The organism is Mangrovimonas sp. CR14, from assembly GCF_011764015.1.
In the GTDB taxonomy this organism is placed as follows: domain Bacteria; phylum Bacteroidota; class Bacteroidia; order Flavobacteriales; family Flavobacteriaceae; genus Mangrovimonas; species Mangrovimonas futianensis.
On record NZ_JAAFZY010000001.1, the window covers coordinates 520,326 to 536,193 of the forward strand.

13 protein-coding genes are annotated in these 15,868 nt (G+C 36.1%); 7 read left to right on the top strand and 6 right to left on the bottom strand.

All coding sequences use genetic code 11. The features are described from left to right. Nucleotides 1-3: 3 nt before the first annotated feature. The 5 genes from pyk to GZ212_RS02320 all read right to left on the bottom strand — a co-directional run bounded on the left by pyk (nucleotide 4) and on the right by GZ212_RS02320 (nucleotide 4,274). Complete coding sequence (gene pyk, locus GZ212_RS02300) at nucleotides 4-1,437, bottom strand: pyruvate kinase (RefSeq protein ID WP_053970870.1); 1,434 nt, start codon at nucleotides 1,435-1,437, stop codon at nucleotides 4-6. Further along, complete coding sequence (locus tag GZ212_RS02305) at nucleotides 1,437-1,925, bottom strand: IPExxxVDY family protein (RefSeq protein WP_166956920.1); 489 nt, start codon at nucleotides 1,923-1,925, stop codon at nucleotides 1,437-1,439. The genes pyk and GZ212_RS02305 overlap by 1 nt, the downstream gene beginning before the upstream one ends. Before the next feature lie 105 nt (nucleotides 1,926-2,030). Then, on the bottom strand, nucleotides 2,031-2,771 hold the full coding sequence (gene rnc, locus GZ212_RS02310) for a ribonuclease III (protein WP_053970872.1): 741 nt from the start codon (nucleotides 2,769-2,771) through the stop codon (nucleotides 2,031-2,033). A gap of 8 nt (nucleotides 2,772-2,779) precedes the next feature. After that, on the bottom strand, nucleotides 2,780-4,030 hold the full coding sequence (gene fabF / locus GZ212_RS02315) for a beta-ketoacyl-ACP synthase II (protein ID WP_166956922.1): 1,251 nt from the start codon (nucleotides 4,028-4,030) through the stop codon (nucleotides 2,780-2,782). A gap of 10 nt (nucleotides 4,031-4,040) precedes the next feature. Next, complete coding sequence (locus tag GZ212_RS02320) at nucleotides 4,041-4,274, bottom strand: acyl carrier protein (protein WP_053970874.1); 234 nt, start codon at nucleotides 4,272-4,274, stop codon at nucleotides 4,041-4,043. 182 nt (nucleotides 4,275-4,456) lie between these two features. On the opposite strand from GZ212_RS02320, the gene purN reads away from it, so the two are divergent. The 4 genes from purN to GZ212_RS02340 are packed head-to-tail and all read left to right on the top strand — an operon-like array spanning nucleotide 4,457 to nucleotide 8,600. Then, complete coding sequence (gene purN / locus GZ212_RS02325) at nucleotides 4,457-5,023, top strand: phosphoribosylglycinamide formyltransferase (RefSeq protein ID WP_166956924.1); 567 nt, start codon at nucleotides 4,457-4,459, stop codon at nucleotides 5,021-5,023. Continuing rightward, entirely contained in the window at nucleotides 5,016-5,657 is a 642-nt protein-coding gene (locus GZ212_RS02330) for a viroplasmin family protein (protein WP_166956926.1), read from the top strand. The genes purN and GZ212_RS02330 overlap by 8 nt, the downstream gene beginning before the upstream one ends. A gap of 57 nt (nucleotides 5,658-5,714) precedes the next feature. Further along, entirely contained in the window at nucleotides 5,715-6,641 is a 927-nt protein-coding gene (locus GZ212_RS02335; RefSeq protein WP_166956928.1) for a PfkB family carbohydrate kinase, read from the top strand. A 60-nt stretch (nucleotides 6,642-6,701) separates the two neighbouring features. Beyond that, on the top strand, nucleotides 6,702-8,600 hold the full coding sequence (locus GZ212_RS02340; RefSeq protein WP_166956930.1) for an amidophosphoribosyltransferase: 1,899 nt from the start codon (nucleotides 6,702-6,704) through the stop codon (nucleotides 8,598-8,600). 653 nt (nucleotides 8,601-9,253) lie between these two features. Here the strand turns inward: GZ212_RS02340 and GZ212_RS02345 are convergent. Beyond that, on the bottom strand, nucleotides 9,254-9,862 hold the full coding sequence (locus GZ212_RS02345; protein WP_053970879.1) for a superoxide dismutase: 609 nt from the start codon (nucleotides 9,860-9,862) through the stop codon (nucleotides 9,254-9,256). A gap of 122 nt (nucleotides 9,863-9,984) precedes the next feature. Between GZ212_RS02345 and GZ212_RS02350 the strand changes: the two genes are divergently transcribed. From GZ212_RS02350 to GZ212_RS02360, 3 genes are all read left to right on the top strand, one after another. Next, a complete protein-coding gene (locus tag GZ212_RS02350) occupies nucleotides 9,985-13,122 on the top strand; it encodes an exodeoxyribonuclease V subunit beta (protein WP_166956932.1) in 3,138 nt (1,045 codons plus the stop codon). Nucleotides 13,123-13,152: 30 nt separating this feature from the next. Then, nucleotides 13,153-14,346, top strand: coding sequence for a glycine C-acetyltransferase (gene kbl / locus GZ212_RS02355; RefSeq protein ID WP_166956934.1), 1,194 nt, complete (start codon nucleotides 13,153-13,155; stop codon nucleotides 14,344-14,346). Between the two features lie 126 nt (nucleotides 14,347-14,472). Then, nucleotides 14,473-15,831, top strand: a complete 1,359-nt coding sequence (locus GZ212_RS02360; protein ID WP_166956936.1) for an OmpA family protein — start codon at nucleotides 14,473-14,475, stop codon at nucleotides 15,829-15,831. Nucleotides 15,832-15,868 lie beyond the last annotated feature (37 nt).

Genomic DNA, 15,868 nt, shown 5'->3' on the forward strand with positions numbered 1-15,868 from the left:
ATTTTATTTTGAAATTTCTCTAATACGTAATGTATTAGTCATTCCTTTCTCTTGAATAGGCATGGAAGCTAAACTAATTACCATGTCACCTTTTTTCACATATCCTTTTTTCTTGGCTATTAAGTTGACATCTTGAATAGTCTTATCTGTTGAAACCATTTTGTCATAATAAAAGGCATTAACACCCCATAAAAGACTTAATTGTGTCAAAATATGTTTGTTTGAAGTGTACACTAAAATATGAGATTTTGGTCTCCAAGCAGAAATTTGAAACGCGGTATAACCACTATTAGTCAAAGTGGTAATAGCTTTTGCGTTAATTTCGTTGGCCATCAAAGCTGCATGGTAACAAACAGATTTAGTAATATATCGCTTGGTTTTGATGTGTGGTGGTGATTGCGGTACTTGAATCAAAGCTGAGTCTTCAACACTTTTTATGATGTTAGACATGGTTTTGATAACCTGAACAGGATATTGTCCAACCGAAGTTTCTCCTGAGAGCATTACGGCGTCAGCCCCATCCATAACCGAGTTGGCAACATCATTTACTTCAGCTCTTGTAGGTGTCAAGCTTGAAATCATGGTTTCCATCATTTGGGTCGCAATGATTACAGGAATTCTAGCTTGTTTAGCTCTTAACACCAATTTTTTCTGAACCAACGGCACTTCTTGGGCTGGAATCTCAACTCCTAAGTCCCCTCTTGCTACCATAAGACCATCGCAATAGGCTACAATTTTATCAATATTCTCAACAGCTTCTGGTTTTTCAATTTTTGCGACAATAGGAATTTTTTCACTACTGTGTTCTTTAATCAAGTCTTGAAGCTGAATTAAGTCTTCTGCATGTCTTACAAATGAAAGTGCAATCCAATCTACCTTTTGTTTGATGGCAAAAATGGCATCTTCTATATCTTTTTCAGTTAAGGCAGGTTGTGATATTTTAGTATTTGGAAGGTTAACACCTTTTTTAGACTTTAAAGGTCCTCCTTGAATAACACGGGCTTTAACTTCTGATTCCCCATCTGTAGAAACCACCTCAAAAATCAATTTCCCATCATCCAACAGGATTTTTTCACCGGGTTTGGCGTCCTGAGGGAAATTTTTATACGTCATGTAAACTCGCTCTTTGGTGCCTTCAAAGCGCTCACCAGTAGCAAAGATGATTTCATCTCCTTCTTTGACAAAGACATCACCTTTCATCACACCAACTCTCAATTTAGGACCTTGCAGGTCACCTAAAATAGCAGCATTATATTCGTATTCTTCATTGAGTTCACGAATCATTTTAATGCGCTCTTCAACATCTTTATAATCGGCATGGGAAAAGTTAATTCTAAAAACGTTAACGCCTTCATCTAACATGCCTTTAAGAACTTCTTTACTACTTGTAGCAGGACCTAAAGTCGCAACTATTTTGGTTTTTTTCTGTTGTAACATTAATTAAAAATTAAGTTGTCTTTTGATTTGATTAGGTTGGGTTCAATTTTATACGCCGTTGAAATTTGGGATATTTCCTGAATTCGGTTTACGATGCGTTTATCAACTTGAAATTGGTGGAAATCGTCGCAAATTTTAAGGAAATAGTTTACATTTTTAAATTCTGGCATCAAATAAAATGTTTTGGTTATTTTTTTGTCATCACCAAATAATGTTGAACCATCATTTTTAGTATCAGAGAGTTCTACTTTACAAATGTTTGATACCACATTCCAGGTGGTCATTTGAGAAGGATTCTCCCATTCAAACAATGAAAATCTGGCATTGTTTTTAAAATCTACATCCTCTCGTTTTCTTACTAAACGAAGGTTTAATGCCTTGTTTAGCAGGTAAACCAAGCGGTAATCTTCAATAGAGGTATGAATGCCAATTAAGGTATACTCTATCTCATCGAAAAAATCATCAAGGTTTAGCTTACGTATTGCCATACAACCAAAATTCGGTGTAAATATAGCACTTCTAACCGTTATTTTTGTAAACGGAACTTTAATCTTCCCAAGTATTTTCTACGAAAACGTTGTAGGGTCAGTTGTTTAGAAAGATTTGGATATTTGTTTCTGAAAGACAAAAAAGGCACGTTTGGATGCTTTCTCTTCTGCTTTCTTTTTTGAAGTAGCCCTAGCTTTAGAGACGACCTTGTTGTTAATGGAGAGTTTCACTGAAAAATGCTTCATCTCATCATTGCCAGTATCTTCATAAACATCATAATTGAATGTTTTCTTTTCCTTTTGACACCACTCAATTAAAAGGCTCTTGTAACTAATGACCTTACCTTCAAGTTTTTCAATGTCAACATAAGGGATGATGACTTTTTTATAGATGAATTTTTCGCAGTATTTATAACCCCTATCTAGGAAAATGGCACCGATAAGTGCTTCAAATAAGTTGCCATAAATATTGTCGCCAAACTGTCCTTTAGGAATTTTACTCTCTACCAAGGAAATTAAATTAAGCTCTTTGCCCAATTCGTTAAGGTGTTCACGACTTACAACCTTAGAGCGCATTTTAGTCAAATAGCCTTCGTCTCCTCCAGGAACTTCTAAATATAAGTGGGAGGCGATCACAGCGCTCAACATGGCATCACCCAAAAATTCCAAACGTTCATAGTTAATAGGATTTCCCTTATCGTCCTTGATATTCATGGATCGATGCGTGAAGGCCGTCTTAAAATATTTTAAGTTTTTTGGTTTGAATCCTAAAATATTACGAATAGAAATAAAAAAATTCCCGCCACTGTTGGAACGGGAATTTAATATGTTTCGAATGTTTTTCACTCGCTATTTTAATCAAGTTTCTTGAACAATACGCAGGCGTTATGACCACCAAAGCCAAAGGTATTGCTCATGGCTACTTTAACGTTTCTCTCTTGTGCTTTATTTAATGTTAAATTAAGTTCAGGATCAATATTTTCATCTACAACTTGATGGTTGATGGTTGGAGGAACCAAATTGTGTTCCATAGCCATAATAGAGGCAATGGCTTCAATGGCTCCTGCAGCACCTAACAGGTGTCCTGTCATGGATTTTGTAGAATTGATATTAATGTTTTTGGCATGGTCTCCAAATACTTCCTTGATGGCTTTCAATTCAGCCACATCCCCTAGAGGGGTAGAAGTTCCGTGGGTGTTGATATGATCAACATCCTCAGGTTTTAGACCTGCATTTTCCAAACAATTTTTCATTACCGCAACAACTCCAATACCGTCTGGATGAGGTGCTGTCATATGATAAGCGTCTGAGGATAATCCTCCTCCTACAACCTCGGCATATATTTTTGCTCCTCTCGCCTTGGCATGTTCATATTCTTCAAGAATGATTGCTCCAGCTCCTTCACCTAAGACAAATCCATCTCTGGTTGCATCAAAAGGACGTGAAGCCGTTTCTGGGCTTTCATTTCTTGTAGATAATGCATGCATTGCGTTGAATCCGCCCATACCAGCAATGGTAACAGCAGCTTCACTACCTCCGGTAACAACCACATCACAGTGGCCCAATCGAATGTAGTTTAATGCATCAATCATGGCATTTGCAGAAGAAGCACAGGCTGAAACCGTCGTATAATTAGGTCCCATAAATCCATTTTTAATGGAAATATTACCAGGTGCAATATCTGCAATCATTTTAGGTATAAAGAATGGATTGAATCTCGGAGTACCATCTCCCGCTGCAAAGTTTAAAACTTCATCTTGAAATGTTTCCAATCCTCCTATTCCTGCTCCCCAAATAACACCAACCCTCAATTTATTGATTTTGTCCAAGTCCAAATTCGCATCTGCAATGGCTTCATCAGAAGCGACCATCGCATATTGCGTAAACCTGTCCATTTTCCGAGCTTCTTTACGGTCAATAAAATCGGTAACGTTAAAGTTTTTTACTTCACAAGCGAATTTGGTCTTGAACTTTTCAGTGTCAAAATAGGTAATAGAAGCCGCTCCACTTTTCCCATTTTTCAGGCCTTCCCAATATTCATCCTTGGTATTTCCTATAGGGGTAAGTGCTCCTAAACCGGTGACTACAACTCGCCTTATTTCCATAAAAAATAACTTATTTTGCGCCTTCTATGTATGAGATAGCTTGACCTACTGTTGCAATGTTTTCAGCTTGATCATCAGGAATTTGAATATCGAATTCTTTTTCGAACTCCATGATTAATTCCACAGTGTCTAATGAATCTGCTCCTAAATCGTTAGTGAAGCTTGCTTCAGGAACTACTTCGTTTTCATCTACACCTAATTTGTCTACGATAATCGCTTTTACTCTTGATGCAATGTCTGACATAATCTTTTAATTTTAAGTTTTAATTAGGACGCAAAAATAAAAAACTTTATTTTAAAACATACCTTTGGTTTAAAAATGTGATTCTAAATTTACTAAAATAACCAATAAGTATTTCGGTTTTTGCATTCTATTTGTAATTATTTATTCTTTTTTTTGCTGAGTAACAACTGTCATAACAATAAATGAAACGAATTGTAATCTTTGCCTCTGGTAGTGGGTCTAATGCCGAAAATTTAATTACTTTTTTCAAAGAGAGAGAAGATGCTTCTGTGGTTTTGGTTTTAACTAATAATCCACAAGCCAAGGTGCTTGATAGGTGTAAAAGATTGAAAGTTAGTGCTTTGTCCTTTAATCGTATAGCGCTGGTGGAAACCAATGATGTTTTGGAGCTTTTGAAGAATGCTAAACCAGATTTAGTTGTTTTGGCTGGATTTTTATGGAAATTTCCTGAAAACTTGTTGCATGCCTTCCCAAACAAAGTGATTAACGTGCACCCTGCTTTACTGCCAAAATTTGGGGGTAAAGGTATGTATGGTATGCATGTACATGAAGCTGTGGTGGCTAATAAAGAAAAAGAAACCGGGATTACCATTCATTACGTGAATGAGCACTATGATGAGGGAGCTATTATTTTTCAGGCCTCATGTCAAGTTGAGTCTACAGATACGGCCGAAGATGTGGCTGCTAAAATTCATGAGTTGGAAATGGAGCACTTTCCAAAAGTTGTTGCAAAGCTGTTGAATGAGTAAGAAAAAGAAAAAATACTATACCGTTTGGAAAGGGAAGCATACTGGAGTTTTTGAATCTTGGGAGGATTGTAAGGCTCAAATTAAAGATTTTCCGGGTGCCATCTACAAGTCCTTTGGTTCCTTTGAGGCTGCTAAAAAGGCTTTAAAGGGGAACTATAAAGATTATGTTGGGAAACAAAAGACCTTTGTTAGTCCATTGACAGACGACCAATTAAAGAAAATTGGTTCGCCCAATACAAATTCCATATCAGTCGACGCCGCTTCAAGTGGTAATCCAGGAAAGATGGAATATCAAGGTGTTGATACACAAACCAAGAAACGTATTTTTCATCAAGGCCCATTTGCTGAAGGCACCAATAATATAGGTGAGTTCTTGGCCATTGTTCATGGCTTGGCGTTATTGAAGAAAAAAAATAGTGATAAAATCATCTATACGGATTCCAGAACGGCATTAAGTTGGGTAAAAAAGAAAACCTGTAATACAAAATTGGAACGTTCTGAAAAGAACAAAGACCTATTTGAACTAGTAGATCGAGCTGTTAGTTGGTTGAAAAACAACACTTATCATACGGTGATTGTCAAATGGGAAACGAAAGCTTGGGGTGAAATTCCAGCGGACTTTGGAAGAAAATAGCATTCGTATATTCAAGCTTAAAACACTATATTTGCACCAAAATTCTGAAACCTCCTTATGGGTAAATTAGTGATTGTAGGAACAGTAGCTTTTGATGCTATTGAAACGCCTTTCGGTAAAACCGATAAAATTCTTGGTGGTGCCGCCACATTTATAGGACTGGCTGCTTCTCAATTTGAGGTAGATTCGGCTGTGGTATCTGTGGTTGGTGGTGACTTTCCAAATGAATATTTAGAGCTTTTAGAAAGTAAGAGTATGGATATTTCTGGAGTAGAGGTAGTGCCTCATGGCAAAACATTCTTTTGGAGTGGTCGCTATCACAACGATATGAATTCCAGAGATACGCTTGCAACAGAATTAAATGTGCTGGCTGATTTTAAACCAGTTGTTCCAGAAAATTTTAAAGATGCCGACTATGTGATGTTAGGAAATTTACATCCAAACGTCCAATTAGGTGTTTTAGAACAAATGGAAAAGAAACCCAAATTGGTGGTTTTGGATACCATGAATTTTTGGATGGATAACACATGGGATGAATTAATGGAGGTGATCAAAAAAGTGGATGTTATCACTATTAACGATGAAGAGGCTAGACAATTAACTGGAGAGCATTCTCTTAAAGTGGCCGCTAGAAAAATTCAGGAAATGGGGCCTACCTATGTGGTTATTAAAAAAGGGGAACACGGCGCTTTATTGTTTAATGGAGGCAATGCTTTCTTTGCTCCAGCCTTACCGTTGGAAGAAGTTTTTGATCCAACTGGTGCAGGGGATACGTTTGCAGGGGGATTTATAGGCTATTTGGCGAGTGTAGATAATGTGACATTTGAAAGCATGAAAAATGCGATTATTTATGGATCAACTTTGGCTTCATTCTGTGTGGAGAAATTTGGAACAGAGAGGATGAAACACCTATCAGCCAATGAGGTAAGGAAACGCCTGCAGGAGTTTAAAAAATTAACACAATTCGAAATTGAATTAACATAAATTAGCGCGCTCAAAACTGAGCGCGTTTTTAATTAAGAACAACAACACAACAAACAGGAAATGAGTGACGCTATAAAACACGAATGCGGGATTGCACAACTTAGGCTTTTAAAGCCACTTGAATTCTATAAAGAGAAATACGGAAGTGCTTTTTATGGAGTAAATAAGATGTACTTAATGATGGAGAAGCAGCACAACCGAGGTCAAGATGGTGCTGGTTTTGCAAGTATTAAGTTGGACACTAAACCTGGTGAAAGGTATATCAGTCGCGTTAGGTCCATTGCGCAACAGCCCATTCAAGATATTTTTGATCAAATTAACCAAAGGATCAATAAGGAGCTGACAGAACATCCTGAATATGCTGATAATGTAGAGCTTCAAAAAAGGCATATTCCATATGTAGGAGAAGTGTATTTGGGTCACGTTCGCTATGGTACGTTTGGTAAAAATAGCGTGGAGAGTGTACACCCATTTTTAAGACAAAACAATTGGATGCATAGAAATTTAATTGTTGCTGGTAACTTCAATATGACCAATGTAAATGAGTTGTTTGATAATTTGATTCGTTTGGGTCAACATCCTAAGGAAAAGGCAGATACCATAACCATTATGGAGAAAATAGGTCATTTTCTTGATGACGCAGTTGCTAAGCTTTACAAAAAGTTAAAAAAAGAAGGTTACAGTAAAAATGAATGTTCGCCATTGATTGCAGAACGTTTAAATGTTGCCAAAATCTTGAGAAAAGCTGCCAAAAACTGGGATGGTGGTTACGCCATGGCTGGGTTGTTGGGTCATGGAGATTCCTTTGTTTTGAGAGATCCAGCGGGAATTAGACCAACCTATTACTATCAGGATGATGAAATTGTCATTGTAGCTTCAGAAAGACCTGTTATTCAAACAGTTTTTAATGTGAACTATGACGATGTTAAGGAATTAGAGCCTGGGCATGCTATAATAACTAAAACTACAGGAGAGGTTTCCATTAAAAAGATTTTGGAGCCACTACCAAGAAAAGCATGTTCCTTTGAACGTATTTATTTCTCTCGTGGAAGTGATGCAGAAATTTATCAAGAGAGAAAAACTTTAGGTAAAAAGTTAATTCCTAAAGTACTGAAAGCTGTAAATCATGATACGGATAACACCGTGTTTTCATACATTCCAAATACAGCAGAAACATCCTTTTTTGGGATGATAGAATCTGTTGATCAGTATTTGAGTGAGCGAAAAACAAAGGCTATTATTGCTGGAGATGGAAAATTAACAGAGCAGGAAGTAACAGATATTTTATCTCAAAAACCGAGAATTGAAAAAATTGCTATTAAGGATGTTAAGTTAAGAACTTTTATTACAGAAGATAGTAGTCGTGATGATTTGGTGGCACACGTTTATGATGTTACCTATGGTGTTGTCAAGAAGGATGACAATCTGGTTATTATTGATGATAGTATTGTTAGGGGAACTACATTGAAAAAGAGTATCATTAAAATGTTGGATCGATTGAACCCGAAAAAAATAGTGGTAGTTTCATCTGCTCCACAAATCAGGTATCCAGATTGTTATGGTATTGATATGGCTAGACTTGAAGATTTAATTGCCTTTAGAGCTATGTTGGAATTATTGAAGGAAAACGATAAATATCATATGGTGGAGGAAGTTTATCGCAAGTGTTTAGCGCAAGTAGAGCTTGAAGATAAGGATGTTAGAAACTTTGTAAAAGATTTATATAGCCAATTTACTGCAGAGCAAATTTCAGATAAAATATCTGAGCTTATTTCTGATGAAACTGTAAGTGCAGAGGTAGAAACTATTTTCCAATCAATAGAAGATTTGCATGAAGCATGTCCTAAAAATTTGGGAGATTGGTATTTTACTGGGAATTATCCAACACCAGGTGGAAATCGCGTGGTGAATAGAGCTTTTATTAATTTCTTTGAAGGAAATAGGGAGAGAGCATATTAACCATAAAATTTGATATATACGGTTCGTCCTATAAATCAGTCTTTTAATCTAATATATATGCATTTCGTCTATTATTTATTTCGAAATGAGAAAATCCATCTAATTTAGTAAGACCATAACATAAGTAGGTTAAGTTCATGGTAGATTTGGGGCAAAAAAAGGTGAACACTTGTTCGCCTTTTTTTATGCCCTTTCTTATTTTAAGTCTTTCAAAAACCCAATTTTATCCTTTTTTAATGCTTCTTGTCTAATTTTTAGGCTGTTGGACTATTTTATTTTATGATTTCATTGCTTTCGAAGTTCTTTGAACTACCATAACATAAGTAGGTTAAGTTTATGGTAGATTTGGGGCAAAAAGGTGAGCACTTGTGTTCACCTTTTTATTTTATATAATTTGTTGCAAGTCAATCTTTTTTAATCTGTATTTGCTGATTTTCTAACTTTCAACAGATTTTACAACCGTTTATCTATTTTCTATTATCATTTGATTTCTTTCCTTATATATTTGAATCACCATAACATAAGTAGGTTAAGTTTATGGTAGATTTGGGGCAAAAAAGGTGAACACTTGTGTTCGCCTTTTTTATTTTCTAGAAATAAAAAAAGCAGTCCATTTGGACTGCTTTTTTTATCATGTGAGTTATGCTTAGAAATTATTTTGCTTCAGCATAGCGTCTTTCAACTTCATTCCAATTAATTACCTTGAAAAAGGCTTCAATGTAATCTGGTCTTCTGTTTTGGTAATTTAAGTAATAGGCGTGTTCCCAAACATCCAGACCTAAAATTGGAGTCCCAGTACAACCAACACCTGGCATTAAAGGATTATCTTGATTAGGTGTAGAGCAAACTTCAACTTTTCCTCCCTCATGAACACATAACCAAGCCCATCCAGATCCAAATTGTCCTGCCGCTGCTTTACTAAAGGCATCCTTGAAAACTTCAAAAGAGCCAAATTCAGCTTCAATGGCATCTTTAAGTTCTCCTGATAAACGACCTTTATCTTCAGGGTTCATAACTTCCCAGAAAAGACTGTGGTTATAAAAACCACCACCGTTATTTCTAACAGCTTTGTTATCCATATCCAAATTGATTAGGATGTTTTCAATGGTTTTTCCTTCTAAATCTGTTCCTTGAATTGCATCATTTAATTTACTTGTATAACCTTGATGGTGTTTTGTATGATGAATTTCCATGGTACGAGCATCGATATGTGGTTCCAATGCATCATACGCATATTTTAGTTTCGGTAATTCGAAAGCCATAATATATTGTTTTAAAGTTTATAAAAAATTTCCCTCAAATTTACGGATAAATGCGTTCAATTAAAAATAATATATCCTTATGAAATCATTGATACTTCTTATCTTGTGTTAAATTTTTATTAATGACGTCAAGCTCTCCTTTTCTGATTTACAGTGCTTCTGCAGGAAGTGGTAAAACTTATACTCTAGTTAAAGAATATCTCAAAGTGCTTTTGAAGCGTGATAATCTAGATCACTTCAAGCATATTCTGGCTATCACTTTTACAAATAAGGCTGCTGGAGAGATGAAATCGAGAATATTGGAAAAATTAAAGGTTTTTTCCAATACGGTGGGTGATGGTCAATTAGATTCTATGTTGCTCGATATATCTAATGAAATTGGTCAGGATCAAGTCTTAATTCAAGAGAAGTCGGCACAACTTTTAAAATATATAGTCTACAATTACTCGGCTTTCAATGTTTCTACTATTGATGGGTTTACCCATAAATTAATAAGAACCTTTTCTCATGACCTAAAGGTTCCTATGGATTTTGAAGTGGAAATGGATGTTGACCAATTGTTGGGAGAGGCCGTGGATGCATTAATTGCTAAGGCTGGAATTGATAAGAGCCTTACTCCTGTTTTAGTGGATTTTGCTATTGAAAAGGCTGATGAGGATAAAAGCTGGAATATAGCATATGACCTGAATAAAATAGCTAAATTACTTCTCGGAGAATCAGATTTAGAACACGTTGAAAAACTCAAAGGTAAAAATCCTGAAGACTTTAAAATCCTAAAACAATTTTTAAAGGAGAAAATTGAAAGGACAAAGGAGGAGCTCATTGGGTTGGCAAATAAAACCCTTGAATTCATTGCGTCCTGTGGCTTGGAACCAAGTCACTTTTATAGCAGTTACTACCCTAAACTGCTGCAAAAGGTTTCGGAAGGGAATTTTGAGGTCAATTTTGAAGTCCAATGGATCAATAAGTTTTTGAACGGAGAGCAGTTGTATACTGCAAAGCAAGCTCCTGAAATTTGTTCTATAATTGACAGCATTCATTCAGAATTGGCTAGAGTCTTAATGCAGATAAAGCAGCTTATTTTTCAACTGGAGTTTTATCGTGTTTTTTATAAAAATATTACACCGCTTTCCGTGCTTCATGCAATCAACAATGAATTGAAATTGCTGAAGGAAGATCAAAATAAACTGTTGATTTCAGAATTCAATAATTTAATTAGTAAAGAGATTAAGGATCAGCCTACGCCATTTATTTATGAACGGTTGGGAGAAAAATTCAGTCATTTTTTTATTGATGAGTTTCAAGACACATCTGTGAAACAATGGGATAATTTACAACCATTATTAAGCAATCCATTAGATAATAGAATTGGGTCTGTACTGTTGGTTGGTGATGCCAAACAGGCTATTTACAGATGGCGTGGTGGAAAAGCTGAGCAATTTCTTGATCTGGCCAATTCAGAAAGAGACTCTCCATTTCAAGCTGAAAAAAATATTGCTAATCTTCCGGCCAATTTTAGGAGTCATCAAACCATAGTAGAATTTAATAATGGGTTATTCGATTTCCTAGCAAAAGGGTTTTTTGATCACTCAGATTATTCAAACCTTTATACTTCAGCAAAACAAGAGGTAAAGTCACTTGATTCAGGATTTGTATCATTGGAATTTTTGGAACTTCAAGACGAGGACAGCAGAGAGGAGGCTTATTGCATCAAAACACTAGATATAATTTTGGCTAACCAAAAAAAGGGATTTGAGTTTGGTGAAATCTGTGTTCTAGTAAGGAAGAATAAAGAAGGGATAGTCATTGCAGATTATTTGAATGACCAAGGCATCCCTGTTATATCTTCTGAGTCTTTGTTGCTTATTAACTCTCCGGAAGTTTCATTTGTTATTGATTTTTTAACCTGGATGGTGCAACAAGACAATAAAGAAGCTCAGGTAGATTGGTTATATTATCTGTCTCAGCAAATACAACCTGATGCTCCCCATCAATTCATTCAAAAATTTATTAATGAAAGTGATGAAAACCTATTTGAAAAACTTCAAGCATTAGGTTTTGATTTGGATTATAGTACGGTGATGGAATGGCCACTTTTTGAAATGACAGAAGATATCATTCGGTGTTTCAAACTGCATAAGACATCTAATGCATATTTACAATATTTTCTGGATGTTGTTTTTGAATTTTCAGAAAGCAAGAGCTCTGACTTGCCTTCATTTTTGGAATATTTTGAAGAGAAAAAGGATAAGCTAAGTATTGTGACACCGGTAGATCAAAATGCAGTTCAAATCATGACAATCCATAAGTCCAAAGGCTTGGAATTTCCTGTTGTGATTTTCCCATTTGCCGATTTAGAAATCTACCGAGAGCAAGATCCTAAGGAGTGGTATCCTTTAGATACAAATACATTCTTTGGGTTCGAGGAGGGGCTTCTCAGTTTTAATACGAGTATGAAGGAATTTGGTGATGTTGGGGAAGCGATTTATACACGACATCGTGCAGAGCAACAATTGGACAATATTAATTTGTTATATGTTGCTTTAACCAGGGCTGAAGAACAGTTATATGTCATATCGAAGCAAACAAAGGTTAAAAGTAGGGTTGATGATTTGAAATCCTATGCAGACATCTTTGTTAAATATTTAGAACACCTCAACGAGTGGGATGAGGGGAAGTTAGTTTATACGTTTGGAACTCCAGAAAGGTTTGTAAAAAGTAAGTCTGAATTACCAAAGAAAGTGAAAGCGCTAGAATTTATTTCAGTTTCAAGAAAGGACCACCAATTGGAAATTTCAACCAAATCAGGAATGCTTTGGGATTCTAATCAGGAGAAAGCACTAGAGAAAGGTAATTTGGTTCATAAGTTACTTGCTAATATAAGAACCATTGATGATTTGGATTTTATATTTGCTGAATTCAATGAAATGGTTTTGAGCGATTTTGAAAAGGAAGAATTGCTGACCCAATTGCGCGAAATTATTTTCCATCCCCAGCTTCAAAAATATTTTGAAGGAGAATCTATAAAAATCAATGAGCGGGATATCCTTTCTACTTCAGGAGCTATTTATAGACCGGACAGATTGGTTATTGACGGTCAAAGAAATGCCACTATTATTGACTATAAAACAGGTAAGGCCCTGAAAAAACATGACCAACAATTACTTAGCTATGAAAAGGCTTTGGGTGAGATGGGAATAAAAACCGAAAAGAAAATACTTGTTTACATAAATGAAGAAATTGAAATAAAAGAGTTTTAACTTTACAACCAAATCAATCTAATTTAAATCATGTACGGAAAGATTAAGGAATATTTACAGCAAGAATTGCAAACAATTAAGGACAATGGCCTTTTTAAAGAAGAGCGCATTATTACCTCGGCTCAAGGGGCTGAAATTACCTTGAATACGGGCGAAAAGGTTTTAAATTTTTGTGCGAATAATTATTTGGGACTTTCCAATCATCCTGATGTGGTTCAAGCGGCTAAGGACGTTATGGATACACATGGATTTGGAATGTCATCTGTTAGGTTCATATGTGGTACCCAAGATATTCATAAGGAATTAGAATCGAAAATTGCCTCTTTCTACGGTACAGAGGACACTATTTTATATGCTGCAGCTTTTGATGCCAATGGTGGTGTTTTTGAACCATTATTAGGTCCGGAAGATGCGATTATTTCAGATTCTCTAAATCATGCATCCATCATTGATGGGGTTCGGTTATGTAAAGCCGCAAGATATCGTTATGAAAATAGCAATATGGAAGATTTGGAAAGCCAGTTGCAAGCAGCTAATGAAAATGGTGCTCGGTTTAAAATCATAGTGACTGATGGTGTGTTTTCCATGGACGGATTGGTTGCGCCCTTAGATCAGATTTGTGATTTGGCTGATAAGTACGATGCCATGGTAATGATAGATGAATGTCACGCTGCTGGGTTTATTGGAAAAACTGGAAGAGGAACCTTAGAGGAAAAGGGCGTCTTAGATCGCATTGATATTATTACTGGGACCCTTGGTAAAGCCTTAGGTGGTGCTATGGGGGGATATACCACAGGTAAAAAGGAAATTATTGAAATGTTGCGTCAACGATCAAGGCCTTATCTTTTTTCAAACTCTTTGGCACCGGCTATTGTAGGTGCTTCTATTAAGGTGTTTGATATGTTGGAAAATGATACAGCCCTAAGGGACAAGTTGGAGTGGAATACAAATTACTTCAAAGAAGGAATGAAAAAAGCTGGATTTGATGTTATAGACGGGGATTCTGCTATTGTGCCTATTATGTTATATGATGCCAAGCTATCTCAAACTATGGCTAATTTATTGTTGGAAGAAGGAATTTATGTTATTGGGTTCTTCTTTCCTGTAGTTCCAAGGGATAAAGCAAGAATTAGAGTACAACTTTCAGCAGCCCATGAAAAGGCTCATTTGGACAAGGCTATAGCCGCTTTTGTGAAAGTTGGAAAAACGCTTGAAATTATATAATCAAATTTAGACAAATGTGAGTATTCATGGGTTAATATTCAATATTTTTCTATATTTGTCTTTGTTAATAATATTTAACAACTTACATTTGCTTACAATTAACACTTAAAAATTAAATTTTTGAATATGAAAAATCTTAGCAGATTACTGTTTGCAATGTTGCTAGTTTTGAGCTATAGCAGCATGAATGCACAAGATGAAAACAATCCATGGGCAATTGGTATTGGAGTGAACGCTGTTGACTTTTACCCAGTAGGTGAAGATGCTCCTCGTGGTGGTATGTTTGATGAATATTTCAACGTTGGAGACCACTGGAATATTTTACCTTCACTATCAAGCTTATCCGTTGCAAGATATATCGATGCTGGTTTCAGTGTTGGAGTAACTGGATCTATTAACAGAATAGACAAATGGGGAGATATGGAAGTAGACGATCTTTCTTACTATGGTGTTGATGGTACTATCAAGTACAGCTTCGGATCTCACATTGGATCTTCAGTTTTTGATCCTTACCTTGGTGTTGGTGGGGGTTATACTTGGGTTGATGAAATCGGTGCAGGAACTGTGAATGGAACTTTAGGTTTCAACGTATGGTTTACTGAAAACATCGGTTTAACAGTTCAAAGTGCTTACAAACATGCTTTCGAAGATTATTTAGATACACATTTCCAACATACTGCTGGTATTACTTTCAAATTTGGAGGTAAAGATACTGACGGTGACGGAATCTATGACAAGGATGATGCTTGTCCAGAAGTACCTGGTTTACCAGAATTCAATGGTTGTCCTGATACTGACGGTGACGGAATCGAAGATTCTAAAGATGATTGTCCAAACGAAGCTGGTACAGCTGAGTTCAACGGATGTCCTGATACTGATGGTGACGGAATCGCTGATAAAGATGATGATTGTCCTTCTGTAGCTGGATTGAAATCTCTTAACGGATGTCCAGATTCTGACGGTGACGGTGTTGCTGATAAGGATGATGAGTGTCCAAACGAGGCAGGTCCTGCTGCAAATAAAGGATGTCCTTGGCCAGATACTGACGGTGATGGTGTTCCAGATAAAGATGACTTATGTCCAGAAAAAGTAGGTACTGTTGCTAACCAAGGTTGTCCAGAAGTAACTGAAGCAGTTCAAAAAGCATTGAATGCTTACGCTAAAACAATCTTGTTTGATACTGGTAAATCAACAATCAAAGCTCAGTCTGAAAAAGTATTAGGTGATATCATCGCAATCTTGAAAGAGTATCCTAACGCTAGATTCAACATTGAAGGTCACACTGATAGTGTTGGTAGCGAAAGCTCAAACCAAAAATTATCTCAAGAAAGAGCTAGTTCTGTAATGACTTACTTAATTGAAAACGGAGTAGCTTCAAACAGATTAACTCACGAAGGTTTTGGAGAGTCTAAACCAATTGACACTAACAAAACTAGAGCTGGTAGAGCAAACAACAGAAGAGTTGAAATCAACTTAATAAAATAAGTAATATTCAATAAATTATTTGAAAAACGCCTCGAGA

Bases quoted from the DNA above. Each gene is read 5' to 3' on its own strand.
- GZ212_RS02330 (WP_166956926.1), top strand. From the start codon at position 5,016: ATGAGTAAGAAAAAGAAAAAATACTATACCGTTTGGAAAGGGAAGCAT.
- fabF (WP_166956922.1), bottom strand. From the start codon at position 4,030: ATGGAAATAAGGCGAGTTGTAGTCACCGGTTTAGGAGCACTTACCCCT.
- GZ212_RS02345 (WP_053970879.1), bottom strand. From the start codon at position 9,862: ATGGCTTTCGAATTACCGAAACTAAAATATGCGTATGATGCATTGGAA.
- pyk (WP_053970870.1), bottom strand. From the start codon at position 1,437: ATGTTACAACAGAAAAAAACCAAAATAGTTGCGACTTTAGGTCCTGCT.
- GZ212_RS02335 (WP_166956928.1), top strand. From the start codon at position 5,715: ATGGGTAAATTAGTGATTGTAGGAACAGTAGCTTTTGATGCTATTGAA.
- GZ212_RS02320 (WP_053970874.1), bottom strand. From the start codon at position 4,274: ATGTCAGACATTGCATCAAGAGTAAAAGCGATTATCGTAGACAAATTA.
- GZ212_RS02360 (WP_166956936.1), top strand. From the start codon at position 14,473: ATGAAAAATCTTAGCAGATTACTGTTTGCAATGTTGCTAGTTTTGAGC.
- kbl (WP_166956934.1), top strand. From the start codon at position 13,153: ATGTACGGAAAGATTAAGGAATATTTACAGCAAGAATTGCAAACAATT.
- GZ212_RS02305 (WP_166956920.1), bottom strand. From the start codon at position 1,925: ATGGCAATACGTAAGCTAAACCTTGATGATTTTTTCGATGAGATAGAG.
- GZ212_RS02340 (WP_166956930.1), top strand. From the start codon at position 6,702: ATGAGTGACGCTATAAAACACGAATGCGGGATTGCACAACTTAGGCTT.
- purN (WP_166956924.1), top strand. From the start codon at position 4,457: ATGAAACGAATTGTAATCTTTGCCTCTGGTAGTGGGTCTAATGCCGAA.
- GZ212_RS02350 (WP_166956932.1), top strand. From the start codon at position 9,985: ATGACGTCAAGCTCTCCTTTTCTGATTTACAGTGCTTCTGCAGGAAGT.